At 44.8% G+C, this 26402-nt stretch carries 20 protein-coding genes; 4 read left to right on the plus strand and 16 right to left on the minus strand.

Going from position 1 to position 26402, the window contains the following annotated elements:
* Positions 1–78 precede the first annotated feature (78 nt).
* From NSQ38_RS22040 to NSQ38_RS22050, 3 genes are all read right to left on the minus strand, one after another.
* Positions 79–5325, minus strand: coding sequence for a S8 family serine peptidase (locus NSQ38_RS22040; protein WP_339784059.1), 5247 nt, complete (start codon positions 5323–5325; stop codon positions 79–81).
* Positions 5326–6014: 689 nt separating this feature from the next.
* Entirely contained in the window at positions 6015–7475 is a 1461-nt protein-coding gene (locus tag NSQ38_RS22045; RefSeq protein ID WP_339784060.1) for an exosporium glycoprotein BclB-related protein, read from the minus strand.
* Positions 7476–7758: 283 nt separating this feature from the next.
* Positions 7759–9219, minus strand: coding sequence for an alpha-L-fucosidase (locus NSQ38_RS22050; protein WP_339784061.1), 1461 nt, complete (start codon positions 9217–9219; stop codon positions 7759–7761).
* A gap of 122 nt (positions 9220–9341) precedes the next feature.
* Between NSQ38_RS22050 and NSQ38_RS22055 the strand changes: the two genes are divergently transcribed.
* Positions 9342–10187 carry an AraC family transcriptional regulator gene (locus NSQ38_RS22055; RefSeq protein WP_339784062.1) on the plus strand — a complete coding sequence of 282 codons (846 nt, stop codon included), beginning with the start codon at positions 9342–9344 and terminating at the stop codon, positions 10185–10187.
* Between the two features lie 26 nt (positions 10188–10213).
* On the opposite strand, the gene NSQ38_RS22060 is transcribed toward NSQ38_RS22055, so the two are convergent.
* Positions 10214–11302, minus strand: coding sequence for a glycoside hydrolase family 99-like domain-containing protein (locus tag NSQ38_RS22060; protein WP_339784063.1), 1089 nt, complete (start codon positions 11300–11302; stop codon positions 10214–10216).
* A gap of 61 nt (positions 11303–11363) precedes the next feature.
* Complete coding sequence (locus tag NSQ38_RS22065) at positions 11364–12356, minus strand: hypothetical protein (protein ID WP_339784064.1); 993 nt, start codon at positions 12354–12356, stop codon at positions 11364–11366.
* A 309-nt stretch (positions 12357–12665) separates the two neighbouring features.
* On the opposite strand from NSQ38_RS22065, the gene NSQ38_RS22070 reads away from it, so the two are divergent.
* The gene (locus NSQ38_RS22070; RefSeq protein WP_339784065.1) at positions 12666–13073 is read left to right on the plus strand and encodes a hypothetical protein; all 408 of its coding nucleotides are present in this window, start codon (positions 12666–12668) and stop codon (positions 13071–13073) included.
* Positions 13074–13183: 110 nt separating this feature from the next.
* On the opposite strand, the gene NSQ38_RS22075 is transcribed toward NSQ38_RS22070, so the two are convergent.
* The 6 genes from NSQ38_RS22075 to NSQ38_RS22100 all read right to left on the minus strand — a co-directional run bounded on the left by NSQ38_RS22075 (position 13184) and on the right by NSQ38_RS22100 (position 19794).
* Positions 13184–14533 (minus strand): glycoside hydrolase family 30 beta sandwich domain-containing protein, encoded by a 1350-nt coding sequence (locus NSQ38_RS22075; protein WP_339784066.1) that lies wholly within the window; start codon positions 14531–14533, stop codon positions 13184–13186.
* 22 nt (positions 14534–14555) lie between these two features.
* Positions 14556–16199, minus strand: a complete 1644-nt coding sequence (locus NSQ38_RS22080) for a sugar ABC transporter substrate-binding protein (RefSeq protein WP_339784067.1) — start codon at positions 16197–16199, stop codon at positions 14556–14558.
* 37 nt (positions 16200–16236) lie between these two features.
* Positions 16237–17124 carry a carbohydrate ABC transporter permease gene (locus tag NSQ38_RS22085; RefSeq protein ID WP_339784068.1) on the minus strand — a complete coding sequence of 296 codons (888 nt, stop codon included), beginning with the start codon at positions 17122–17124 and terminating at the stop codon, positions 16237–16239.
* Between the two features lie 15 nt (positions 17125–17139).
* Positions 17140–18129, minus strand: coding sequence for an ABC transporter permease subunit (locus NSQ38_RS22090; RefSeq protein ID WP_339784069.1), 990 nt, complete (start codon positions 18127–18129; stop codon positions 17140–17142).
* Positions 18130–18248: 119 nt separating this feature from the next.
* The gene (locus NSQ38_RS22095) at positions 18249–19271 is read right to left on the minus strand and encodes a LacI family DNA-binding transcriptional regulator (RefSeq protein ID WP_076330992.1); all 1023 of its coding nucleotides are present in this window, start codon (positions 19269–19271) and stop codon (positions 18249–18251) included.
* 178 nt (positions 19272–19449) lie between these two features.
* On the minus strand, positions 19450–19794 hold the full coding sequence (locus NSQ38_RS22100; protein ID WP_338594455.1) for a thioredoxin family protein: 345 nt from the start codon (positions 19792–19794) through the stop codon (positions 19450–19452).
* Positions 19795–19912: 118 nt separating this feature from the next.
* Between NSQ38_RS22100 and NSQ38_RS22105 the strand changes: the two genes are divergently transcribed.
* Positions 19913–20050: a hypothetical protein gene (locus NSQ38_RS22105; RefSeq protein ID WP_167350856.1), complete on the plus strand. Its 138-nt coding sequence runs from the start codon at positions 19913–19915 to the stop codon at positions 20048–20050.
* A 79-nt stretch (positions 20051–20129) separates the two neighbouring features.
* On the opposite strand, the gene NSQ38_RS22110 is transcribed toward NSQ38_RS22105, so the two are convergent.
* Both NSQ38_RS22110 and NSQ38_RS22115 read right to left on the minus strand, forming a co-directional pair.
* Positions 20130–20423 carry a DUF3817 domain-containing protein gene (locus tag NSQ38_RS22110; RefSeq protein ID WP_036608336.1) on the minus strand — a complete coding sequence of 98 codons (294 nt, stop codon included), beginning with the start codon at positions 20421–20423 and terminating at the stop codon, positions 20130–20132.
* Positions 20424–20628: 205 nt separating this feature from the next.
* A complete protein-coding gene (locus tag NSQ38_RS22115) occupies positions 20629–21597 on the minus strand; it encodes a LacI family DNA-binding transcriptional regulator (RefSeq protein WP_339784070.1) in 969 nt (322 codons plus the stop codon).
* Between the two features lie 565 nt (positions 21598–22162).
* On the opposite strand from NSQ38_RS22115, the gene NSQ38_RS22120 reads away from it, so the two are divergent.
* On the plus strand, positions 22163–23596 hold the full coding sequence (locus tag NSQ38_RS22120) for a glycoside hydrolase family 1 protein (RefSeq protein ID WP_339784071.1): 1434 nt from the start codon (positions 22163–22165) through the stop codon (positions 23594–23596).
* A 192-nt stretch (positions 23597–23788) separates the two neighbouring features.
* On the opposite strand, the gene NSQ38_RS22125 is transcribed toward NSQ38_RS22120, so the two are convergent.
* The 3 genes from NSQ38_RS22125 to NSQ38_RS22135 all read right to left on the minus strand — a co-directional run bounded on the left by NSQ38_RS22125 (position 23789) and on the right by NSQ38_RS22135 (position 26376).
* Positions 23789–24391, minus strand: a complete 603-nt coding sequence (locus NSQ38_RS22125) for a sugar O-acetyltransferase (RefSeq protein ID WP_338594944.1) — start codon at positions 24389–24391, stop codon at positions 23789–23791.
* A gap of 38 nt (positions 24392–24429) precedes the next feature.
* Positions 24430–24996 carry a sugar O-acetyltransferase gene (locus NSQ38_RS22130; protein ID WP_339784072.1) on the minus strand — a complete coding sequence of 189 codons (567 nt, stop codon included), beginning with the start codon at positions 24994–24996 and terminating at the stop codon, positions 24430–24432.
* A gap of 216 nt (positions 24997–25212) precedes the next feature.
* Entirely contained in the window at positions 25213–26376 is a 1164-nt protein-coding gene (locus NSQ38_RS22135) for an MFS transporter (protein ID WP_339784073.1), read from the minus strand.
* Positions 26377–26402 lie beyond the last annotated feature (26 nt).

Genomic DNA, 26402 nt, shown 5'->3' on the forward strand with positions numbered 1-26402 from the left:
GCCCTGATACCCTCGGCTTATCGACTTCTTGCTTAGATGGTCAAAATGCAGTTATCATCCATGTCACACTTTTCATAATTAAGGTTGCAGACCCTCAGCGGACGGTGGATCTAGTTCTGTTTCAGTCTCTTCAGAGGTCGTATCTGGTTCTGGAACTGATTGTTCTTGTGCTGCGCTGACGAACAATCGTCCAGCTGCTTCAGCCTCTACTTTGTTGCCTGCAGCATCCTGAGCGCGAATCACAATGACTCCCCCCTCAAGAACAAGGGATGCAGGTGTTGTGTACGTACCCGTGTAACGACCAGGTTCAGTCTCCACCAATGGAATCTCTCCTGCCCCTTGGGCATTCAGATTCAAAGGTAACTGAATACGGAAAGATGCTTGCAGGCCAGGTTTACTGTCAAATGAAACGGTAACACTCTCCCCTGATGTGATTCGCACATCCTCAGCCGGAGTAATATTCGTAAGTTCTGGCAACACCGTCTCCACATAAACGGTGCGTGTTACGGTTGTTTTGTTGCCAGCGATATCGGTTGCCGTGATGGTAATTGTGTTCTCGCCTTCATTGACCAATACGCGGTGACTGAAGCTTCTGTCTTTGCCCACTTGTACGGTTTGTCCGTTAACGGTTACCTTATCGAGGAATTGTTCCACGACATTACCCGTTACGTGAACAACTTCTGCATTGATGCGATCCCCTTGAGCTGGGGTAACAATCGTCAATTGCGGTTTGGTCTGATCCAGAATAATGACAACGGGGAGTGAACGGTCGGTTGTTTTACCGTCTACCACTGCCTCAGCAGTAATCGCATTAATGCCAGAACGGAGTTTCACACCATATGAAAACTTCCCATTCGCTACCGTTGTTGTACCTGCCAGATCCTTGCCGTTGTAAAACTTGATCTGGGCGCCGGATGCTGGAGACGTTCCGGACACGGTGAAGGTTGACTGATTCGTATACGTGTTCGCAGGGGCTGTGAGCACCGGTGCATTTACCGGATATCTCACAACTGCACGAATCATGTAGTTACCTTCTTCTGCAGGTGAAGTGCTCCATACGCCACCTACTCGCTGCCAGCTTCGACCTGCATTCGTACCATTCTCATCAGTAGCCAGTCCCGGAGCACCAGTTCCAGCTACACTCTGAACATACACGATATAGAAGTCGCCCGTTACAATGACCGGTTCCGGGAATTCAACGGTTGTCCATTGATCGTTACGAAGTGCAGTACCGTCAAATGGTCCAGCCAGTTGTCGTCCCGGAGCGCCGCCAGTACCCGAAGCATCATAGACGGCATATTGGAACGCTGTACCTCCAGGTACAGGCCATTCGGTGTTCCAGAATCGGAACGATGCACCTGTCAGTTGAGCGGTCTCCAGCTCTGGTGTCATTCGAACCGCCCAAGCGTTATCCGCAGCGTTAAAAGCTCGTGCGTTCTCTGCTGTTCCATCATCATAAGCAATTTCCCCAGGGAAACCGATGAATGGTTTCAAGGCAACATTTGCCTCAGCCGTACCATTACCAGGGACAGTAATAGTAACGGTTTTACTGTAATAATCAGCAGCCCGGATGGACAGGGTATAACTTCCTTCCAATACCTGAATATTGAAGCTGCCATCTGAACCTGTGCGAATTTCACCTACATTGGCATCTTCCACCACGAGAACGGAAGCATCAGCCAGTGGTTGTCCTGTCCGCTCATCTGTTACTACACCTTCAATCTGCCCATGCGGGATTGCCTCCAGATTAAAGTTGGCTTTGGCACCACTGCCATCGGTGATCGTTACCTGCTGAGTTCGAGGATAATATCCATATGCCTCAGCTTTTAACGTGTAATCACCTGCTACGTGTGTGAAGCTATACTTGCCTGTAGCTGAATCTGTCTTCACCGAACGTCCGGTTTCCAGTACGGTAACCGTTGCACTTGCAGGCAGGCTTTGTGGATTAACCGAACCTGTTCCTGGTTTTTCAACTTCCGGTAATTGCTGTTTCGTTTTGTTAAATTCCGCTTTGTCAGTCCGCGAAATTTTGTACCATGGGTTATCATAGGACGGTTTCGGTTTGTCGCTGTTAAGCACAACCGCACTGTCCTCCGTTACCGTCTCCGCAGCAACTCCCAGTACACGGAAATCATCAATGAACCAACCTGTCTTCACAACACTGTTGTCTGAGGTCAGACGGAACCGGAATTGCACTTCATTGCCGGTAAGTGCATCCAGGTCATAAAATACCGGTGTCCATTGTTTACCGTTTGTACTATGTGAGAATTTGCCCAGTTCTGACCATGTCGTTCCCCCATCCTTGGTAACTTCCACATAACCGTAGTCGTATCCACTCTCAATCTCGTACCAATGATTAAACGTAAGTGTTCCTTCGGATACATCCGTCAAATCAACAACTGGAGATACGAGTGAATAGTTGGAGCCATTCTCGTACGTATTGTCGAGATCAGTCGCCCAGACATTTGGCGGAGAAACGGCGCTTGCAGGTCCCGTTACCGGAATGCCGCGTTCCCACTCATCTTTGGTTCCTGAATGAGTCCAGCCATTATCATCACTACCATCGAAATGATCAATGTAGATATCCTGAGGCACCTCCACTGTAATGGAGACCTCGTTCGATTTGTCACTTTCATTACCACTATAATCAAGTGCGGCAACGGTATAGTAATAGGTCGAATCCGTAACTGTAGCCGTATCCGTAAACGTTGTTCCTGTTGCAGTTCCAATGGATTCATAACCTGCACCTGCGGTTGTGGAACGATATACGATATAGGATTCGAGATCCTCATCGCTCGGACCAGTCCAGCTCAAGGCTACGTTGCCCAGAATATCAGCGGTTGCAGTTAATCCCGCTGGAGCTCCTGGTGCAAGATCATCCAATTCTTCAACTGCGAAATCATCAATGTACCAACCAGCCTTTTGCACCGAGTTATCACTGGTCAGATTGAATTTGATAAACACCTGCTGTCCCGCGTATTCGCGAAGGTCGACATATTGTTTCTTCCAGTTCCCACCTGCACCCGTGAAGCTTAACAACTCTTCGAACACATAGTCGCTGTCCTCGGAAGCGATATATACCTTGCCAAAGTCGATGTTATTCTCCAGATCATACCAGTGTTTGAAAGATAATAACGCGCCTTCTGGACTCTCGGTGAGATCAATTGGTGGCGCAAGCAGATATGCATTGCTATTCGCCACATAAGTCCCTTGCAGATTGGTTGCAATCACCTTGTCACCGGAGTATGCACTTCCAGGACCACTGGTTGGTGCTCCCCATACCCAAGTACTTCCGGTTCCGCCTGTCGTGAAGCCCAGCTGATCTTCTTCAAAATCCTGAAGATATCCTGGCTGAACACCATTGGACACAGCCACTTTATATACCTGACTTTCGAAGCCGTTGTTGCCGTAGTCGTTAACGCGGATATAATACTCCACACCTTGTGGCTCAATGAGAAATGCCGGAATGGTCGCTGTATACGTACCATCTTTGTTATCTCCAGCAATCCGATTCATCGGCAGATAGACGTACTGGTTGGTACCTGTCGTTTTGGCAAAAGCCTCGACGGAGACTACCGCGACGTTATCTGTCACATGAGCGGTTAATGGTATATCGATGCCTGTAAAGGCAGAATTAACAGGGGTGTGTGCCAGTACCGGCTCTTCCAGATCATCTCCGGCTGTAACCACTCTACCGGATACTGTGCCGATTCCTTCGAGTACAGAACCCACAGCATCAAGGGCATTAATAATGCCGTGACCATAGCCGTTATTAGGAGATGTCGGATATTGACTATCTGTTCTCGGTGTGGCTGTATCTGTAATGATCTGCTCCAGCTGATCCACTGTAAGGGAATGATTGGCTTGAAGAAGAAGTGCAGCAAGCGCAGTTGTATGTGGGCCTGCCATGGATGTTCCGTTCCACCCTCCCTCATATACACCGCCCGGAACTGCTGAGCGGATATTCACACCAGGGGCAGATACTTCTGGTTTGATCTCACCATACGGGGATGGGCCCAGCAGGGAGAACGAAGCCAGGTTTCCGTTGATATCGGTTGCTCCTGTAGCAAAACTTTCAGGATAGTTCGCCGGGTTAGCAACAGAACCAGGTCCGCCCGGGTTACCCAGTCTCACATTTCCTGCGGAGAATTCCGGGAAAATCTGAGCATCACGCCAGGCTTGCACCATCGGTCGGAACCACTCATCCAGTCCTGCTCCTCCGCCCCATGAATTGTTCACGACATCCGGTGCAAGTTCAGGATGCAGATTGCCTTCCGCATCCACCGGAGCAATCAACCACTGTCCGCCATCCAAAATAATGGCATCTGTTGTTTCCGGATTAAATATCCGTACACCAATCCACTTCGCACCGGGAGCAACCCCGATCTGGTTGGTGCCATCTGCTTCGGAGCCAACCATCGTACCCATCGTGTGAGTACCATGCCCGTCTCCGTCCGCAGGGAGGGAAGCATTACTGTGCGGATCATACCAGCTCAGTTCGGGATCAACGATATTACCCGAAGCATCCAGTCCACGCCATTTGCTGCGAAGCGCAGGGTGGGTATAGTCCACACCACTGTCCAGATTGGCAACAACAATCCCTGTTCCATCGATGCCCCGATCCCACACGGCTGGCGCATTGATGTAATCCAGGTTCCATTCCACGTTCTCTGTCGCAAGCTTGTCTTTTGCAGCAGGCTCTTTGTCTTTGACTCCGACTGAAGAGTCTTTAGTTGGCGTTTGGACAGCATCTTTGCCTGATGCCGCATTCGCCGGTTCTTTACTCACTTCGGCTTTCTGTAAGTATCGTGTCTCATTCGGTAGAATCTTCTCCACCTCAGGCAGCAGCGCAATCTGTTCCATGACTTCTTTGGTACTCGTTACTGCCAATGAATTGACAATAAAATAGCTTTTATATTCTTTGACCTTACCCAGGTCAACTTCCTTTTCCAGATAAGTTTCCAATGGATATTGTGTACGCGAGGCTGTTTCTCGCAGAGAGCTGACGACCGAATTACGAACGGACAGCTTTGTGGCTGAAGCCGTTTGTTTGGCGATGGTCGCCTTTTCCAGGGCCTGTTTGGAGACTGCTGCTGTATCCACCTGTTCCTTCATTTTCACCAGATAGGTAACATATTCACTACCTTCGAATTCTTTGGTCAATTTGGCGTTTACTTTGGACTCCGTAACTTTGGCAAGTCCAGATTTCATATCCAATTTGGATGATGTGGAGTTTTCAGCTGAAACCGGATGAATGATCGAAAATGCAAGGAGAAGCGAGAGCCCCATGGAAATGGGCTTGCGTAACCGATTAATCTTTATCAAACTTTTCCACTCCTTTTACCCGGTTTTTTAATTTAGTCTGGTACATATGCCCTTCTCTGCAGAATAAAACGTTAAAATAACCTTTATTGCGGACGAAATAGATGCCCTGGATTTCACATAAAGCCTCACCTCCTTTACAGGTCTGGTTAGGGATCAATATGAGTCAAAAGAGATAACAGATCAGTCTATGTTTTTTTTACTTGGAAGTTTAAGAGATTGAATGAATCGGATTAAACCATGTGAGTGAATAGTTTGGGTGTTTGAATAATGCAATGAGAGTGAATGTCGATAAGCATTCATGTGGAAGGGTAATCTGGAGCGTTAGCAGAACGCTTGCTAAGGAGTGGTGGATATGACTTTCGATCGTGATTCGAGTGAGTAGTTAAACATTTTAATTACATATAATAGTCGATTAGGAATTTAATTGGATTTTATTGGTATAGTATAAAATCATTATTCGATATATACAAGCACTTTATTGAAATATATAGAAAATAAGTCTATTTAATGCTTTTATGTGTCTCATGTCGCTTACACATTTCAGCTTATTTTTCGTATTCCTGCATGTTTTTGATGAATAATAGTTTGTAGTAGTTCTATATAACCAAGACCTGATACTCAAAATTTCAAATCAAGAAAAAGAACGACATGAGAACTCTCATGTCGTTCATATCAAAATTTATATCTCATCATGTAATGTTCACGCCGCCACTTGCATAGCCAACAACGGTATTCACAAGAGAAAGTCCAGTTGCCGTTGCGGAGAATACAAGCAGAAGACGTGTCTGTGCAGTCACAGGTATAGTCAATCCGGTTGTTATGCCATTGGAGATGCTACCCAAAGCAATGATACCAGTTAGTGGAGGTGCTAGTGTAACGACCGCCCCCGGAACCGCAGTAAATGCATTATCAGGAGTAGGTGAACTGAATAATTGCGCAGTGATGGTCACCGTTGAACCGACCAAGGCCAAGGCTGCTGTTGTACTAAAATAGGCAGCAATGGAAGTTATAACGCCATCTCGTGGAACAGAGAACGCAAAGTTAATGAGTGGTCCGACAATCGTTCCCGTTAAATCAATTGTGCCACCCAGAATGCTGACTCCTGTTGCCGAGCTGCCGAAACCGATAAGGCTTGTCGTTCCGACCAGTCCACCAAGAACCGTTGTTAATATGGCAGGTCCGCCAGAAGCAAACGGTATGATGGCGCCCGAACCCGTAGCTCCTGTAACACCAGTGCTGCCAGTTACTCCCGCAATCCCAGTTGCGCCGGTAGCCCCGGTTACCCCAGCAATTCCGGCTGCACCCGTTGCCCCGGTGACTCCCGCAAGTCCAGCTGCTCCGGTGGCTCCTGCTACGCCAGGATCACCAGTTGCTCCTGTAACGCCAGCTGCCCCAACAGCTCCTGTACTCCCCGTTGCCCCTGTCGATCCTGTTGCGCCACCTGCTGGGCCTGCCGCACCCGTTGCTCCAGTAACACCTGTCGCACCTGCTGGTCCCTGGGCACCAGCAGCTCCCGGTGTACCAGCTGGACCTACACCACCCTGAGAACCAGCAACGCCTGCCGGGCCTTGTGGACCAGGTACGCCCTGAGGACCCGCTGGTCCTGCAGGTCCTGCCGGACCTTGACTCCCTATGTTTCTAAGCCCTGATGTGATAGCCAATTCGGTCGCCCGGATCAAAATGACCAGTTGATCTTTCTCAGCCGAATCGATATTCCCCTGTAAAATGACAGATAGGAGCACATCCAGCAATTGCTGCAAATTGGTTCCCACACTGATTGGAGAAAATGGAACGGCCTCTGCAGATACAATGGTAAGCTCCAAGACCGCTTCGAGATCTGCCTTGGTTCCCTTTTTCAAATCCGAATGATGAACCAGAGCCAGTAATTTACGCAGTACCTCAATCAGAAGTGAAACATTTTGAGGCGTGGGATTGGCAAAAACCTGTACAATTGCTCCCTTCAACTCACCAATTAATTTGAGAAGCAATTCGGCTTCTTTGTCAAAACACTTATGATGGTGGTTATTGTGGTGGTGATGATTGTGCTCGTGATGGTGTTCTTTGTGCTGCTCTTGGGGATGGTCACAGTCCTCAGCTTTTTTTTTCTTAAATCCGCTCCAACCATATCTGATGCGTTTCTTTGGTTTCATCTTTTTTGCAGATCCTCCTTAGTGAGTCTCAATCATTCCATTACAGGCGAACATCACTGGTTTGATGATATCAGTATATTAGCAAGAAAGAATTTCGTGATTATTATATAAGTAAGTTTCCGAATTACAGTTTTCAGCTTGGAGCAGCATCCATTATCATGGAGAGGATTTTGCATGGAAGTCAGCCCTGTGTATAGCCCAACCAAAAGAGCGCTATCCGATGAGTACAATACTCCTGGATGCGCCTTTTTTATATTTACAGTAGTTAATTTATCTTTGTTGATTAGTCCAATTTAATTTTGAAAACAATTGGCGCATTACTTTTCACAGTTGTTGTTGTGATCGTCAGTGTGTCCGCTGTTCTCTCCCATTGCGGCTGTTCTTCATAGCCAAGTACCTGAATATCTTGAATGACCCCTTGAAAATGGTGAGAATTTTCCTTCAGGGATTTAATCTGCACCACCCCATTATCTGGATAGGCAAGAACCGTGGCATACAGACTGCTTTCTTTTAACGTAAAACGTATATCTTCACTCGTAAATATCTTCGTATCCCCATCCGTGAATTGCCCTTCCTTCACCTCTGTCGGACCCTCGCCAAACGTACGCCAGAATGACGTGTCATAGATCGCTTCCCCATTCACTTCCAGCCACTTGCCAATGCTCAGCAAAATGTCGCGATCTTCATCCGGTATGCTGCCGTCTGCCTTAGGTCCAATGTTCAGCAGTAAATTTCCGTTTTTGCTTACAATATCGACGAGATCCCGAATGATCTCCTCAGCCGTTTTATAGTTATTATTTTCCGTATAACACCATGAGTTTTTAGCGACAGCTGTATCCGTTTGCCAAAAATAGGGCTTGAGCTCAGCGAACTGTCCCCGCTCCACATCCGGAACGGCACTACCAAACATGTAGGCCTCATGTTTATAATTGATAGCTACAGGCACACCCCACTCTTCGCCTTTGTTATAATAATAGGCAGCAAATTTTTTAAGATAGGGTTTGAACGCAACCGTTTGAATCCACCAATCAAAATAGAAGACCTTTGGCTGATATTGATCAACCAGTTCACAGCAGCGAATCAACCAGTCCTCCAGATACTCCTCAGTTGGAGGTGAGTCATACAAGTCGAAGTGATCCTTGGGTTCAGGCATGGCAGGCCAATAGAAATCCCCACGCGCCAGAGGTTCCTTAATATCTGAATCAAACTCCTTCCCGTGAGACATGAAGAACCAGTGCTCGGCGCGGTGAGACGACACACACAAGGTCAGCCCCTGCTTCTCGTATGCAACCTTCATCTCGCCCAGAAGATCCCGTTTGGGGCCCATTTCATATGTGTTATAGTGAGAGATAGAGCTTTTGTACATCTGAAAACCATCATGGTGCTCAGCCACAGGCATAACATATCTGGCTCCAGCCTGTTTGAATAACGTTGCCCATTCATCTGCATTGAACTTCTCTGCTTGAAACATCGGAATGAAGTCTTTATATCCAAAGTCCTTATGAGGTCCATACACCTCAAGGTGATGTTCATAAGCTTTGGTGCCTTGTATGTACATATTTCGCGAATACCATTCGCTATCATAGGCCGGTACAGAATATAGCCCCCAGTGAATGAATATGCCGAATTTCGCTTTTGGGTACCATTCGGGTACTTGAAAGGCGCTAAGCGAACTCCAGTTGTCCTTGAATTTACCGCTCTCAATCGTTGCTTCGATATGTTGCAAATATTCGTTTTTGTCCATGAGATGTTCTCATCCCTTCTGTTATTGTCTGTAGTTGTATTGTAGTGCTAAGGCCGAAGGATAGACATGCAGAACACTAACTTTTAGATGGACAATAATAACCTTGTATGGAGATGAAAAGTATGAATCACCAAACTTTGCTTACGAACTACCTGTCCAATCTCCAAGTCGAATTATTCATGGTCAACTACAATCGGTGCGATACGGATTGGCGGGATCTGGATTACACGCCCGATTACAGCAAGTTTTATTTCATATGCGAAGGTGAAGGTTGGCTCAAAATTGGGGATGAGGAGTATTATCCTGCGCCTAATCAGCTTATTCTAATGCCAGAGGGGATCAAACAGTCATACTCTGCCATTAATGAAAGTCCTTTTCTCAAATATTGGTGTCACTTTAGCGCAAAGGTTGGGGGAATCAATTTGTTCCAAATTCTGAAATTCCCACGCATCTGTACGATAGATCAACCTGAGTTGGTTCAAGCAATCTTCAGCAGTATCCTTACATATGCAAAATCCGATGAAGTCTATGCCCATATGATGGCCAAGAGCAAACTGACCGAGTTACTATCCCACTATCTAATGAATCTGGATCTGGATCAGATCTCTTTTATTAACGTTCCTGTCATGGAGAAACTGTCCACCATTCTGGCATATATTGATTCCAACATTGAAGAGAATATTTCGGTTCAGGATCTGGCCCAGATCGCCTACATGCATCCAAATTATTTCATTCGATTCTTCAAGCAGCAGATTGGAGTTCCTCCGATCCTCTATATTACTGGTAAAAAAATCGATAAGGCCAAGGAGTTGCTGGCCTGCACCCCGAACACAATAACTGCCATCGCCGAGCATCTCGGTTTCAGTGATTTGTATTATTTCTCCAGACAGTTCAAAAAGCATACAGGGCTAACTCCAACGGAGTACCGCAAACAAAAAACAGTACTGACAACGAAACATGGTCTATAAATAAGCTCACTTCAGAGAGAGTTCCCTCATTCGGAACTCCCTCTTATAGACTTGTTTCTATTCAATTGCTCATGCTGAGTTACTTTCTTGAGTTCTCTCAAATAAGCATAACCATAGTTTTGATCCGGCTCAAGATATGCCCCTTCCGCCCACTCGTTCCAGGCATTAACAAAAAGATATTCACTTTTGTACAGTGTCCTTGCTCTCTCCATCTGCCTTGATAGATACAGCCCAAACTTCTCTGGAGTAGCACCGAGCGTACTCTGTCCGTCAACGCCTCTCCGCGGTGTATTATCCCAATTGACAAAAGCACCTGGATAGACAATTTCTCCGTTACGGTGTGGTGTTCGTTCGAGAATGGAGGACCAAACCTTGTCGTAATTCACAGCAATATGTTGCTGTCCCTTGATGTTCATTTGGATCCAGATTCCATTCATATGTCCATGTGCAAACGTATAATGCGGTTCAAATTCCATGCTTGCATCAAAGACCTGACGATTAAATGTAGGGAATCCACCGATGGTCTGCACAAAATGGATCCCTTTCAGGCCATGCTTCAAAGCCAATTCACGCCAAAACTGAATCATTTCCTCACATTGCGGAATACTGGCTGGCCGATAGATCAGAAATAACGGCTTACCTCCCACTTGAATATATCGTTTGTCCTTAAATACTTTTACCAGATAATTAAAATGTTCTTCCCAATCATCTCGATCCCCATAGTTCTGGGCCATGAGAATATCGGATTCTTGCCCATCCCATTTTCTTGTCCATGTCTCATTGGCCCAAGACAAACAAAAGGGAAAATCAGGCTCCCCACTTTCCAGAATTTCATTCACTGGTTTTTCCAGCAAACGCTTGCCTTTGAACCAATAATGATAATAACAAAATCCATAAATGCCATGCTGTTTAGCCGTTTCCGCTTGCCACTTTCGTACATCTGGATCGGAAAGATCATAATAGTTCCCCTGAAACGGCTGCTTAGGCTGATAATGACCCGAATATAAAGACGTGGCTTTTTTTACATTCGTCCATTCAGTAAAACCGTCCCCCCACCATCGGTCGTTCTCCTCAATCCGGTGAAATTGGGGCAGATGCAGAGCAATTACCTTCAATCAGAACTCCTCCAATGCAGCAACATGATGCAGCCTACGCTCCTGTGATTTTTGGGATGATTTATATGAAAATGATATCCAGCAGTCGCAATGTTTTTTGTAGATGGGATTGATTATATTTCATGTATGCCAGAGCATGGCTAGCGGCCAGTCTCCTTGCATCAACACTCTGCCAGTAATGTTCAAACTTCTGAGTGAGTTCTTCACAAGAGTTGTATTGTTGAAAGTTACTAAAGTCAATCCCGTTGCTCTGATTCGCAGATGGTCCTATGAGTTGAAACGTCCCACATGCGGCAATTTCCATCACATTTTTGATTGATTGGCAACGATGAATAACCAGTTTGCTTCCGTTATATAACATCTGACGAGCTTCATTCGTATGAACAGGATTGAAATCCCCGATCTGTGCCCAACCCTTTCCATCTACCCGAACCTTTTTGTTATCCAAAAGACCCGATTTGGCAACAGCGGTGACGATGCCATCCGGTTCTGCATCCCCGATGATATAAACATCCGATTCGTACTCCGGCGGAACAGCTTGCGGACAGAATATATGTGGATCAGGCGGCATGAACAGTTCATGGCTACCAGTGCTTCCCATATGATGCTGATCATCGCTTATTTGCGTTGAATGTTGTGTAAACACGTGATCAAAAATCGGTAGAATAGTTTCGCTTTGATTCCCATGTTGATCGACAGACAACCAGATTGCCTTCTTCACGGTTGATGTCCTTAATGCTGTGATATTCTCATCCGGCAAGTTTTCTTCGCTTCCGATAACCATAATCAGGTCAACTTCATAGGAAGACAAACAGGCTGACACGGATTCGATATATTTAATCTCATTCACATTTCTCACGAGATGTTTCAGACTCTGTTCAATCAGGACGCAATGGGATGACATTGCTCGGTCATTACAAGGAGTAATAAGAAGCACATTTAACTCCTTATAGATCACTTTTGGCACTTCTCGGGTAGGTATGCTTCCCACCTGCATCATGTTCAGCCATTGCTGATTCAGTTCCAATTGCTGTACTTCCATATGTTTACGCATGGATTTGAGTTTCCTGTTTAGAACCACATTCATCTGTCTCAGGAATAACCGGTTCGCATCATGAACTGAACGTTTCTTTTTCGTGGACTTAACCTGCGTTCTTGACTTCTTTCGGATAACAAACCCTCCTGTTCCATGCGAAAACATTCTCTGCCTACAATATGCACGAAATAGTGGGGTGGTTTCTTGTATTGAGCTTTTCGCTGACTCCCTTTTGCAAAAGGGGCTTTATCCCAGACATATAATGTGTGGCCACCCGGGTCATTCCAGATCTTGTCCTCATAGAATATATGAATAACTGTATAGGAGATGATATCTTTGCCAACATTTGATAGTATCCTTGTCACCGGCAATCAGACGATAAATCAAAATCTGCAAGTTAACGGTAATCAAACCGTTGGTGTCGATCTACAGGTCAATGGTAGTCAGACCGTAGCAGGCAGCCTTCAAATCAACGCCAGCTCCTCGATTGTCAACCATTTGGGTGTAGGCGGAGTGATTGAAGCTGGAGATAGCGTCAAGGCCGCTACACAATTAATGGCACTTAATCAACCAACTCTTCCAGTCTCCCTACCCGTTTTGCAACAACTCAGATATTACAATCCTGGTGTTGCAGGTCAACCCGGTCTGGTCTTAACAGGGACTGCTGGCAACCAATATATACTGTTCATCGATGAAAGTAGTGGGACACCCCATCTCGCCATTCAACCCGTATAATATAGCCCTGAATCAGATGAATCTCACCAAAAGAAGCGATATCCGTGTACACTCCGGATATCGCTTCTTTTGGTTTCTTTTCTGATGAAGCCTGGTATAACTCCGTTCATTTATAAATCTGTGATTAATGCGGACAAGACACTCTTGCTCTCCAGCTGGAACTTCATCAATACATCGTCGCGCAGCTTAACCTGTATGTTGCCCGTCTCCTCCCCATCATTGAAGAGGACTAAAGCTACGGAACCATCGGCATTTTTAAAAGCCACAGAACAAATTCCATCATCACTGGATGTTGATTCGATCCGAACAGCCTTCGGACGGATCACAGCACTGAAATGAGCCAGAGCATAATAATCAAGTGTATACGTAAGCTCCTTTGTTTGCTGATTCACCTGTACGATCCCACGACATGTACTGCGGCCAAATCCAGGAACCGTAGGCCCATTATTCTCATCTAATGCCATATTCCAAAGTACAAAAGACTTGCTGTAATTGCGAAGAATCTCAATTCCCGTTCGCATCACATTAGAGAAGGCTTGCTCAAATGGCGGAATCCACTCTCCACCCGAACCTTCAGTGAAATGCACTTCTTTCCCTGCAAAAGCTTCATAAACCTTCGTTTGAGCAGAAGCATCTCCCCCGTACCAATGCCAGGCTACGCCATCCACTTCCTCTCCAGCTTGTTCAAGTACGGTCAGGGGATAGTCCGGTTGATCCCAGTTGTGATCGTAACAGAGAATCTTGGTTTGAATATCGTTTTGCACAAAGGCTGGTTTAAGATGTTTTTTGATAAAATCTGCTTGGGCCTCGGCTGGCATCAACATACCCGGATAGTGCCCGGGTTCATAGAGCGCCTCATTCTGTGGTGTGATGGCATGGATCGGTAATCCATGCTCTGCATACGCTTGAATGTATTTCACGAAATATTCAGCATAAACGGGATACCATTCAGTTTTTAATTGTCCGGTAATCATCGATCCGCTCGTTTTCATCCAGCCGGGTGCACTCCATGGTGAAGCAAACAGCTTCAGTTCAGGATTCAATGCCAACGCCTTTTGCGTTAAAGGAATAACGTCCCCTTCATCATGTGTAATGCTGAATTGGGTCAATTCCGGGTCTGTCTGCTGTTCTGGCATATCGTTATAACTGTATACCGTTCTCGCATAGTCCGAAGCGCCCATCGGATTACGGATGACCGACAGCCCGATCCCTTTCTCAGGATGGAACAGTCGGGTCATGACCTCATCCAGTTGCTCCTCACTCAAGATTTGGTTGATCAAATAGGCAGATGAATCGGTAAAAGAAGCACCAAATCCGTCCATCTCCTGATACGTTAGCTGATCATCCAGATGGATGGTCGTTGTCTCCTTATCAGCATCCAGTGGTTTCAATTGCTCTTGGGATAGAGACACGAATAAATCTCCTTCACCCGTAGATTTGTACATTTTGAATGTAGTCATAGGATTCTCCTTCATATTTCTATTATTGAATACCTAGTTTCTCTTTGTTCAATTTCATCTTTTCACTGCGTACCTTCACAATCTCTTCCCAACGGTTCTCACCTAAAAATGACTTGTAAGAAGCCAGTGCATTGTCATACGAGGCATCATCCTTGGAACGTACCATACTGACCAGTGTTGTATTCCATTTGGTGTTAATCGCCGACAATGCACGAGCTTCAGGTGTACCTTGATCCGGGCTAATATTCTCCAGAATGAAATGTGGTTTCAGCTTGCCTTTGCCCCACTCCTGCATCTGTTTAATCGCTTCCGGAAAAGCATCTGCACTGAGTGCTTTGTGGCGGTCATGACCGAAGAACATGAATTCACCCATCCGATAATCCTTTTTGAATTGATCTGCGTTATTGAGTTGCAGGTCTTTCACCGCTGGCAGCAATTCTACACTACCGTCGGCTTTGGTTTGGTAGGTTTCCCCCTCGATCCCGTAATTCATAAGCGTCTGGCCTTCTTCACTCAGCAAGTATGTGAATATCTGAATGGCCTTGGCCGGATCTTTACAGTCCTTGGAAATGAAATTGATCATCCACCCCGTTATCCCGGATTGATTCAATGTTGGTGCATTGCCTTTGGTGCTCTGCGGACCATCAATTGCAATATATTCCTTGCCCGGGTTGGCACTCATGTAAATTTGCAGGTTTCCTCCTTGTTGAGGTGTACCGTCAAGCAACATGGTCGCGTATTTACCGGACTTTACTTTTTCCTCAAAAGCCGTTCCATCATCGGCAAAACTGTCATCACTGATATTCCCGTCTCGGTACACAGTGTTTAATGTCTTCAGCCACGTGAGGTAATCTTCATCTAGATTACGATCATAGAATTCTCCTGATTCGGTCTCCAACGGAACACCGATGAAATCTTGCAACGTATCTCCGAGTGAACCTGTTCCTTCACCAATGGAGTTGAATCCAAAAGGGATCAACGCAGGGAACTCTTGCTTAATTCGTTTCATCACACGCTGGAATTCTTCTGGCGTTCCAATAACAGGGCTGCCCAATGCTTCATACACATCCTTACGAATGATAAATGCCGTTTTGGCAGGAATGTTACCGCTATCATAATCCTCTTGTGTATTGGAATAGTTCGGGTAACCATAGGTTTTGCCATCCGCCAATTGGAACCAGTTCAATGTATCGGCTGCCGCAACTTTATTGAAGTAAGGATCATATTTTTCCGCCAGATCGTTCAGCGGCATCGCCCAGGTTGCAGCTTTTTGTACCACAGGAGAATTGGAGTCAAATACGGTCAGCAAGTCAGGCATATCTCCACCCGCGAAAAAGGTGTTTAACTTGGTATCATCACCCGTGATGAATTTAATATTGATGTTCAGATCCTCTTTGATTTTCTTGGTGACAATGTCCTTGCCAAAATCAGTGTTCCACCAGTCAGCATTGACGTACCATGTCAGGTCGGTAGCCTCTTCCTTTTTATCCAACTGCCAAGCCGGCTTTTCCGGGTCAACCGTATAACGATCTTCAATGGACACCCAGTTTCCTTCACTGGAGCCCCCAGATCCACCGCTGCAACCTGTAATCATAAGTACGGCTGTGAGTAGTGTTGCGAGCAATTTAATCCCTTTTTTGCCTGATGCCTTGTTCAACTTCAACATATTTTTGTTCCTCCTCAAAATGGGGTGTTTGTTGCTCTTATTCCTTGACCGCACCCAGCATCATTCCCGAGATAAAGTATCTCTGAACGATGGGATAGATCAGCACGATAGGGAGTGTTGTAATGACAATCGTGGCTAACTGTACGCCTTTGGTTGTTGTTTCAATCACAGTGGAACCCCCGACATTTTGCATGGATTGTGTCTGGGACTGAACGATAATCTCATAGAGCATCATCTGAAGTGGATAAAGTGACTGATCGGTAATGTATAACTTGGTCGTCATGAAGTCGTTCCATTGCCCCACCCCATTAAATAGCGCAATTGTAGCCATGGCAGGCATGGAGAGTGGAATGAAGATTTTCAGGAAAATATGCCAATCCCCTGCGCCGTCAATCTTGGCCGATTCTTCCAGCGAATCCGGGACATTCCGGAAGAAATTCATCAGAATCACGACATCATAGAAGCTGAACAACGCCGGAATAATGTACACCCAGAAGCTGTTTAACAATCCAAGTGATTTGATTAACAGGTATGTTGGGATCATGCCGCCCGAGAAGAACATCGTAATGACCCCCATGGCAACGTATAATTTACGGCCTCTTATGTACTTTTTGCTGAGACCGTAACCAACCATGGCACAGAAGAACACATGTGTAACAACGCCAATCGTTGTTTTGGAAACTGATATGAAGAATGCCTGCCAGATGCCCTGATCATTGAATACCGCTCTGTAATTCTCCAGCGAGAATTCCGGTGACCAGAAGATGAATCCACCTTCCGCCAGTGCCTTGCCTGAACTAAAGGAAGAGATGATGACATTCCAGAGCGGAACCAGAATAACAATCGTACAGATGATTAACAAAATCATGTTTAACGTATCAAAGATCCGACTATCGAGATCTTCTTTTGCCACCTTTCCATTCACGCGGGATGCCTCCTTCTACAACACAGATTGATTATCGTTTAATTTGCTTGTGATTTTGTTTGCCGTGACGAGTAGAATGACAGAAATGATTGAGACACCCAAGCCAACGGCCGTTGCATATGAAAAGTCACCCTGAGACATCCCCATACGATAGACGTACGAATTGATGACTTCCGCTTTGTCGCGGTTTTGGGAGTTCATGAGCACCAGGGTCTGATCCAGATTCGACCCTAATAAACCGCTTACAGTTAGAATCAGATTTAGGCTGATGATTGATCTCATATTAGGTAATGTGATATTCCAGATCTGTCTGAGACGGCTTGCACCATCGATTTTGGCCGCTTCATAATACGTAGGATCAATCTTTGCCATGATCGCCAGATACAGAATCGTTCCCCAACCTGCTTCTTTCCAAATATCCGATAACGTAGCAATCCACCAGTACTTGCCTGCATCCAGTAAGATGTTCTGCGGTTGCGAGATCACTCCCAGACTAAGCAATAATTGATTAAATAACCCCGTGGTTGAAAACCACGTGATCAGCATTCCCCCAAGTACAATCCAGGACAAAAAGTGAGGTAAATATGAAACCGTTTGCACAAACTTCTTGAATCGTCCGCTGTTTAACTCGTAGATCATGATCGCGAGAATGATCGGAATGACAAACCCGATACCTAATTTCAAGAAACTGATCCCCAGCGTATTCACAACTGCATCCCAGAAGTATTTGTCTGATAAAATGATTCTGAAATTATCCAGCCCTACCCAAGGAGCGGTAGCCAGCGTATCAATGACCGTGTAATTTTTGAAAGCAATCGTCAAACCGTAAATCGGGATATAACAGAAAATAATCATAAAGATAATGCCCGGGATAATCATCGATTGAATCTCCCATTGTCTTCGATAATCCACGACGAATTCTTTGATTCGTTGTCCGATGGGTTTCTTCCCATTGGGATTGATCGTATTTTTACCAGTTGATGTCTCTACGGCTAATTTATCCACGTTTTTTTACTCCCCTCCATCATGTATGAATGTTTATAAAAACGTTTTTATTTTTCGACATAAAAAACCCCTTTGTTTTTATTTATGTAAAAAAAGACCGGAGAAGACGCTGAATCAACTTATGTACGGTAGTCTTTCCGGTCGATCTTCACATGGCTTGAACCTCTCACCACCAGCTCACCCGCCAATTTTTGCGCAGCCCCTTGTTCTTTCTCCTTGATCATCCCCACCAATTGGTTGATTGCCAGGATACCCTGTCTTGCAATTTGATTTCTTACCGTTGTGAGCGGTGGAGAAAAATACTGTGCAATATCAATATCGTCAAAACCCACGACACTAACATCTTGAGGTACTTCAAAACCCTCAGATTTCAACGCATGCATACAGCCAATTGCACTCAAGTCATTCCCCGCAAGAAATGCATCTGGCCGCTTGCCGGGGTGCAAATGAAGAAAAGATTTTATCGCACTATACGTGCTCTCCTCCTCAAAATACCCTTGTATAATGTAATCTTCATCGATTGGTAGCTGGTATTCACGCAAGGCGGCCAAATAGCCGTCTCTACGCTGCACACTGTCAAACATCGTGTCCACACCCGAAATATAAGCAATTTTCTTGTGCCCCAGCCCAATTAAATACTTGGTTGCTTCATAAGCCGCTACATACGAGTCAAAAATGACACTTCCCATCGTATCACTCTGATAGACCCGATCCAGAAAAACCGCCTTGATCTTGTCTTTCTCCATGGCGATAATATCTTGCTCATCGATCCGAAGCTCTTCGTAGATAATGACACCATCCACCCGCCGACCCAAAATATTACTCATAATAACGTGTTTATCCTTGGTCACAAATACATTCAGCCCATACCCAAGACGATCACATTCGCGAGACATTGACTCAACCAGCTTATAGAAATACGGACCCGATACACTTGTAGTGAAAAAACCAAGCATTTTGGTTTGACCGGACTTCAATAACTTACCATTCAGGTTAGGCACATAGTTTAAACGCTCTGCCACCTTAAGAACATGTGATTTCGTCTCCGGGTTCAAGACATCCACACCATTCAAGGCGTTGGAGACTGTAGATATGGATACGCCCGCTTCCCTTGCTACATCTTTAATCGTTATCTTTGCCATAAGTTTTGTCCCTTTACTATAAAAACGTTTTTATAATGTTTAAATTATCATAAAACCGTTTTCATGGCAACACTTTAATTTGCGAGTTCAGACATCATGTACTTTATATATAGCTATATGCCACTGCGGGTGAAAAAAAACGGCTCATGTATGAGCCGCTGTTCCTGTAACTTGCTTTCTATTCCTCATCCTGGATATACATGGAGTGAATCTGTTGCAGCTGCTCTTCCAGACGTTCCAAGCGAACAAAACGATCCGCTCGAATATATTCCTTCTGCTCCACAAGCATGATCATTGTTGGAACGGTAAAAATAAGAAACTTGGACGCAACCTCTTCCACTTCATTAGCATTAATGTGACCCAGGTATATTGATGGGTAAGGTTCAAGCAACACCCTGATCTTGGGAAGTAAAGCGTGACATACACTGCACTCTGGCCGAGATACATACAAAAAAACCAATTCATGTTGTTGAATAGTTTCTTCAACCATTTCTATGGATGTTAACTCATGAATATCTTTCATAGAAGCTCAACCCTTTCAGTCATTCAATAGCTTGCTCATTTAAACTTTTTCTTTTCAAGTATAGCCTATATGCGTTAGAATCAAATGGAATATATCCCCATATGAAAGAGGTTATGGTATGAAAAAATCATTCTTGTTTCTGTTCACTGCGCTGGTAGTTGTTACTTCCTTCTCGGCATATGCACCTGTATCGAATGCCTCTGGCGATATTGGAGTCAGCTTATTGTCCGATCGTCAACAAGGTACAGTAAAGTAGTACTTGTACAGAAAGTAACAGGCGACAATTCGGATAACATCTGAATTAGTCGCCTGCTTTCATTTATTCTTATTGATTTTTATTTCCAATCTCTCTTCCGAAGATAAGATTCAAATACAAAAGTTCCAAACGGCAGTAGACCGGCCAGTCCACCCATCAGCCAGCGCGTTATCTTCCACTTCTTGACCAAAGCCAAGTGAACTAGCGCAATTAGGTACAAAGGAAACAAAATACCATGAATCATGCCCATTACGGCTACAGCGGAAGAGATATCTGCAAAATATTTCAGAGGCATAGCAATAAAAATCAGCAGAAGTAAGGATACGCCCTCCCATATGCCCGCAATTCTGAATCGGCCTGTCACTGTCTTCATAAAGTTCATTCTCACCTTTCCCGCAGATCGTTTGTGAAATATGTAACTTGTAACATGATACAAAAACCTCACGCCACATCTCCGTACAAATATGTCGTTCTGAAGCTCATATTCAGTATAACGTATGTGTCCGATTCGAAGATGCTTCAAATTTGAATAATTATTGAATCCATAAAACCAGATTTCCACATCAGGTCTTATGGATTCAAGTTGTCTCACGCTCAATCAGCTGGTATGTCAGCTGCTCTGTCTTCAACTCTGTTTTACCCAATACAGCCCACAAGTGATGGAAAGCCTGGGTGGCTTGCTCCGCAATCGGATTGTGTATGGTCGTGATTCCAAGAACACGGGAAAGCTCGATATCATCAAACCCCACAATGGCGAGTTGTTCCGGTACCTGAATATTTCGTCTGCGTGCTTCACTCAGAATACCGATGGCTGCATAATCATTCGAACATAATACGGCCTGTGGAAGTTCTGGTCCCTCAGCCATTCTTCGCATCGCTTCTTCGCCGTCGGAGGAGCTGAATACGGAATATTGATATGCTTCAGTCCACACATGCAACCCTCTGCTCTTCATGAAAGATTCATAGGCTTCACGGCGACTCTGGGTATTCAAACTTTCAGCCCTGCCAAATGCATTTGCAATTCGGGTGTATCCTCTTGATACCAGATGCTCCAGAGCTAACTTATACCCCTCTGCCTGATCCATCGCAACAGACGGAATCTCGTCGTTCCCCATTCGCTGCCAGGAGACAATGGGCCCATACTCCATATAAGCTTTTAATTTCCGAGGATCATTGACACAAGCAATAATAACTAGACCATCAACTCGTTTACTGCGCAGATCTTCGAACGCCTGCAATTCAATCTCTGGATCTCCACGGGATGTATAGATAATCGTCTGAAACCCAAAATCCATGGCTGTATCAATGAATTGATTCATGAATGTAAGAATGATCTCACCTGTGGTAGAGGTCACAATTCCAATCTGCTTTGTTTGTCCCGTAGATAACGATATCGCATTCCGGTTGGGAATATAATTCAACTGTTTCATAATATCCGTTATGATCTGTCTTGCTTCATCACTAACATGCGGAGAATGATTAATAACGCGTGACACAGTTGCTTTTGAGTAACCGGACCGCTTCATAATTTCATCAAACTTGGACATCGGAGACTCCCTTCTTGCTAACGAACTGTATTAGTTCAACTAAGATTATTTACACTGGCACTTCGATGACAGAACAACCTTCCGATCGCTGTTATCCCCAGATTTTTTGACTCCCATATCTAAACGGGAAAATCCGGGGACAGCGTATGCTTCCGATGTAGCTTTCTTTCAGAAAGCTTTCAGGCGACCGCTTCGCTTCTTCTGGTTATTTCTGTCCTCTCCGTTTTCGTGTAAATTTTAGTTGAACTTATTTAGAATAATAGTATGCCTTAGATTGGGGTCAAAAGTAAAACTTGACGTGTAACCCGTTACAACGTTTAAGCTTTTTTTATGTCATACATGAATCATCTTAAAGTCAGTGTTCAAAAAGACCGGTTTTCAGTACCGAGAAGATGGGATGAAGCTAGAAATGGAGTAGCAGAGCGTAGGGAAAACTACGTGAGCAACGGACATTTCGGCTGAATTCCATATTCGATGCTGATGATGCCATTGGGCATCATTTGTAATCAAAAGCGGGCTTGTTGAACAACCTCTTAAAATCAATTTGATGAATGGAGCGATAAACATGATCAACTCTCAAAATCAAACCTATCAATTCCCGGAAAATTTCTTGTGGGGTGGCGCAATTGCAGCCAACCAGGCTGAAGGTGCATACAATCAAGGCGGCAAAGGATTATCTACTCAGGATGTAGCTCCCAAAGGCATCATGGGGCCAATCACGGAAGAACCAACCGAAGATAACATGAAACTGATCGGTATCGATCTGTATCATCGCTACAAGGAAGATGTGAAACTGTTTGCCGAGATGGACTTCAAGGTATTCCGTACTTCCATCGCCTGGTCCCGTATTTTCCCAAAAGGGGACGAGCTGGAACCAAATGAAGAAGGACTGCAATTCTACGACGATCTGTTTGACGAGTGTCACAAATACGGGATCGAACCACTCGTAACGTTATCCCACTATGAGACACCTCTTCACTTGTCCAAAGAATACGACGGCTGGGTTAACCGGAAAATGGTTGGATTCTACGAGCGTTATGTAACCACTGTCTTCAACCGTTACAAAAACAAAGTAAAATACTGGCTTACTTTTAACGAAATCAATTCCATTCTCGAAGCACCATTCATGAGCGGTGGCATCTATACGCCGAAGGAAAAGCTTAGCAAGCAAGATCTCTATCAGGCGATCCATCATGAGTTTGTAGCCAGTGCTTCCGCTGTGAAGCTCTGTCATGAGATCATTCCTACGGCACAGATTGGTTGTATGATGCTCAGTATGCCTACCTACCCACTGACACCGAATCCAGACGATATGATTAAAGTCATGGAATTCGAACATAGCAACTATTTCTTCGGTGATGTGCATGTAAGAGGTCGCTACCCTGGTTATATGAAACGTTATTTCCGGGAGAATGGAATCGAGATTCAGATGGAAGCTGGCGACGAGGAAATGTTGCTGAATACGGTAGACTTTATCTCTTTCAGTTATTACATGAGTATCTGTCAGACGGCAGACCCGGAGAAACAAATCGCAGGTGAAGGTAACCTGCTTGGGGGTGTACCTAACCCTTATCTGCCAGCAAGTGAATGGGGATGGCAGATTGACCCGCAAGGATTGCGTTATGTGCTTAACATGTTCTATGACCGTTATCAAAAACCACTGTTTATTGTAGAAAATGGTCTTGGTGCTGTTGATGAATTGATCACGGGTGCTGACGGCGAGAAAACAGTTGAAGACGACTACCGAATCCAGTATCTGAATGATCATCTGGTTCAAGTTGGTGAAGCTATTGAAGATGGCGTTGAAGTTATGGGTTATACATCGTGGGGTTGTATTGATGTTGTCAGTGCGTCTTCTGCCCAGTTGAAAAAACGTTATGGTTATATCTATGTGGATCGTCATGACGATGGATCAGGAACACTCGAACGTTATCGCAAGAAATCCTTCCATTGGTACAAAGAAGTGATCAGCAGTAACGGGAAAAGTTTGCAGCGTTAAGGTTTTTTAAGCAAATGTAACAGATACATTCTTCTATCCCCCGGACATATCACATGAAAAAGTGTCGGTCATACGATACCTAGCATGTTTTCTGTCTGGGGGATTTTATTTTTATTTTCAAAAAGAAACACCCGATGATACACATGGGCATTATCATTAGCGACTATCACGTTCTTCACTATTTATTCTTCACTAGATGTTCTTCACTACATCCCTGCTGTACTTTGATTTGTCTTCTTCTGTTATCTTGCGAATGACCCTGCAAGGATTACCCGCAGCAATCACACCAGACGGTATACTCTTGGTCACTACGCTCCCTGCGCCGATGATCGTATTATCTCCAATCGTCACACCAGCAAGAACGGTCACACCGCCACCGATCCACACATTATTGCCCACCGTGATGGGTCCAACGATCTCCAGACCTTCATTGCGCTGCTCAACATCATAAGGGTGGCCTGCTGTATAAAATCCGCAATTGGGAGCAACAAAAACGTTATCTCCAAAACTGATTTTGCCTCCATCCAGCATGACAATATTATGATTGCTATAGAAGTTCTCACCAATTTCAATATTATAGCCGTAATCACATACAAATGGCTGTTCAATCAGGAAACGATCCGTCGTTTTCCCCAGCAGTTTCTTGATTAACGCTTCTCTTTCGTTGATCTTGGCTGGATGAAGCTGGTTATAATCGTAACAAAGCCCTTTGGCATGTAAACGCTCTTCAATTAACTCTTGATCATAATTGGCGTTATACAAGAGCCCTAATTGAGATTTCTCTTTTTCAGTCATCATTTCGTAAGCACTTCCCATCTTCTATCTAAAATAAATTAAAGCTCTATCTCTCTAATAATTCTAGCAGGATTACCGCCCACGATCATATTATCCGGAACATCCTTTGTAACGACAGACCCGGAAGCAATGATCACATTATCTCCAATGGTAACCCCCGGATTAATAACGGCTCTACCACCAATCCATACGTTATTGCCAATCGTGACTGGCTTGCCATATTCTGCACCCGTATTGCGTTCATGCGGATGGAGTGGATGAGTAGCCGTATAGATATGTACATCAGGCCCCATTAAACAATGGTCTCCAATACGAACTTCACACACATCTAATATCGTACAGTTAAAATTGGTATAAAAATGATTGCCTACATGAATGTTATATCCATAATCCACATGAATATTAGGTTCCATGCCCAGGTGTTCACCTGAAGATCCCAACAGTTCCTTCAATAACTTGGTGCGAAGCTCACCGTCCATTTCCGTCGTTTGATTGAACGTCCGCGTCATTTTCCTTGCATACTCTCTGTCCTCAGACAATTGAAGATCCGAAGCCATGTACAGCTCGCCATCCAGCATTTTTTGTTTTTCCGTCTTTGTGATCATGATCATCGCCCCCTCTGTGTATATCATCCAGTTCGACATTAGATGACACTTTTTAAAACTCTTTTAATTATATAGATTACGATGAATAAAGCAAGTTTCAGTCTATATGAAAATAGTTTAATCTGCTCTCGCATACTATCGTAAAATAGCAAAAAACCTCTACACCCATTGTCTATGGGAATGCAGAGGTTCAAGTTTTTGTCTAATTTCTTTATTCTAAGCAACCGCCTGAACGGTTTTTTCCTTAACGCTAATGGCATAGATGGCAGACACCAAACCAAGCAGAATCAGAACAGAACCAACCCATCCGGTGTTCAGAATCGATGAGTGATCAATCACCATGCCGCCGATATAGGTACCCAGTGCAATACCTGCATGTGCAATACCTGAGTTGGTGCTGATAAGCGTTTCGGCTGTTTCCGGCGAAGTTTTGATAATGAGACTATTCTGTACAGGCGTAACGGTCCAGCTCAGTGCACTCCAGATGCTTAACAGCAGCAAGAAGGCGATCAGAGGCAAGCCTACACTGAACGGAATGACAGCCATACTCACGATAAAGGGAATCAGCACAATGACAATGGCTTTAGCAGGATGCAGGCGATCAGATAACATGCCCCCAATGCCTCCACCTGCAACAGCGGCGATCCCAAACATCATATAGATAAAGGTAACCATCGTCGCGCTGGCACCCAGCGTTTCTTGCAGAAATGGTGTGAAATATGCATATAACGTCAAATGACCCGCGAGAACAAGCAAAGTCGTAGCATGGATTGCCAACATTTTTGGATTCCATAGAGCCGTAAGCTGTTTTTTCAGGGATACAGCAGTTATAGGCTGCACACGATCCATCGCAATCCAGATCGCTACCATAACCACTGCGGTCAGAATAGCAATCAACATAAACACCTCACGCCAGCCCGCCAAGTTGCCTACAAAGATACCAAGCGGTACACCCAGGATAAGTGATGCACTGCCTCCCATGGTAATGATCCCCACGGCGCGTCCTTTATATTGTGGTTCCACGATGCGTGCTGCAAGGGTCAGGGAGAGCACAAAAATAAGTGAACCCGTTGCGGCTCCGAGTGCTCTGCCCGCCATCAGCATATAAAAGCTGGTACTGAACGCAGAGATCAGATTACTGATCAGAAATACAAACAGCGTACACATATATACTTTTTTACGCTCGAATCTGGCCGTCATATTTAATAAAATCGGTGCAGACAACGCATAGACAAGTGAGAAAATAGAGATTAAATACCCGGCTTTCGCCAGAGAAAGATGAAGATCCGTAGCAATCAGGTCCAGAATTCCGCCCAAAATCAGTTCAACGGTTCCGACCACAAATGCTGCGATAGCAAACACATATACTTTCTTATTCATTTTTGAATCCTCCTCAAAAGTTACAA

Origin of the sequence: Paenibacillus sp. FSL R7-0313, from assembly GCF_037969885.1 — a bacterium.
GTDB lineage: Bacteria > Bacillota > Bacilli > Paenibacillales > Paenibacillaceae > Paenibacillus.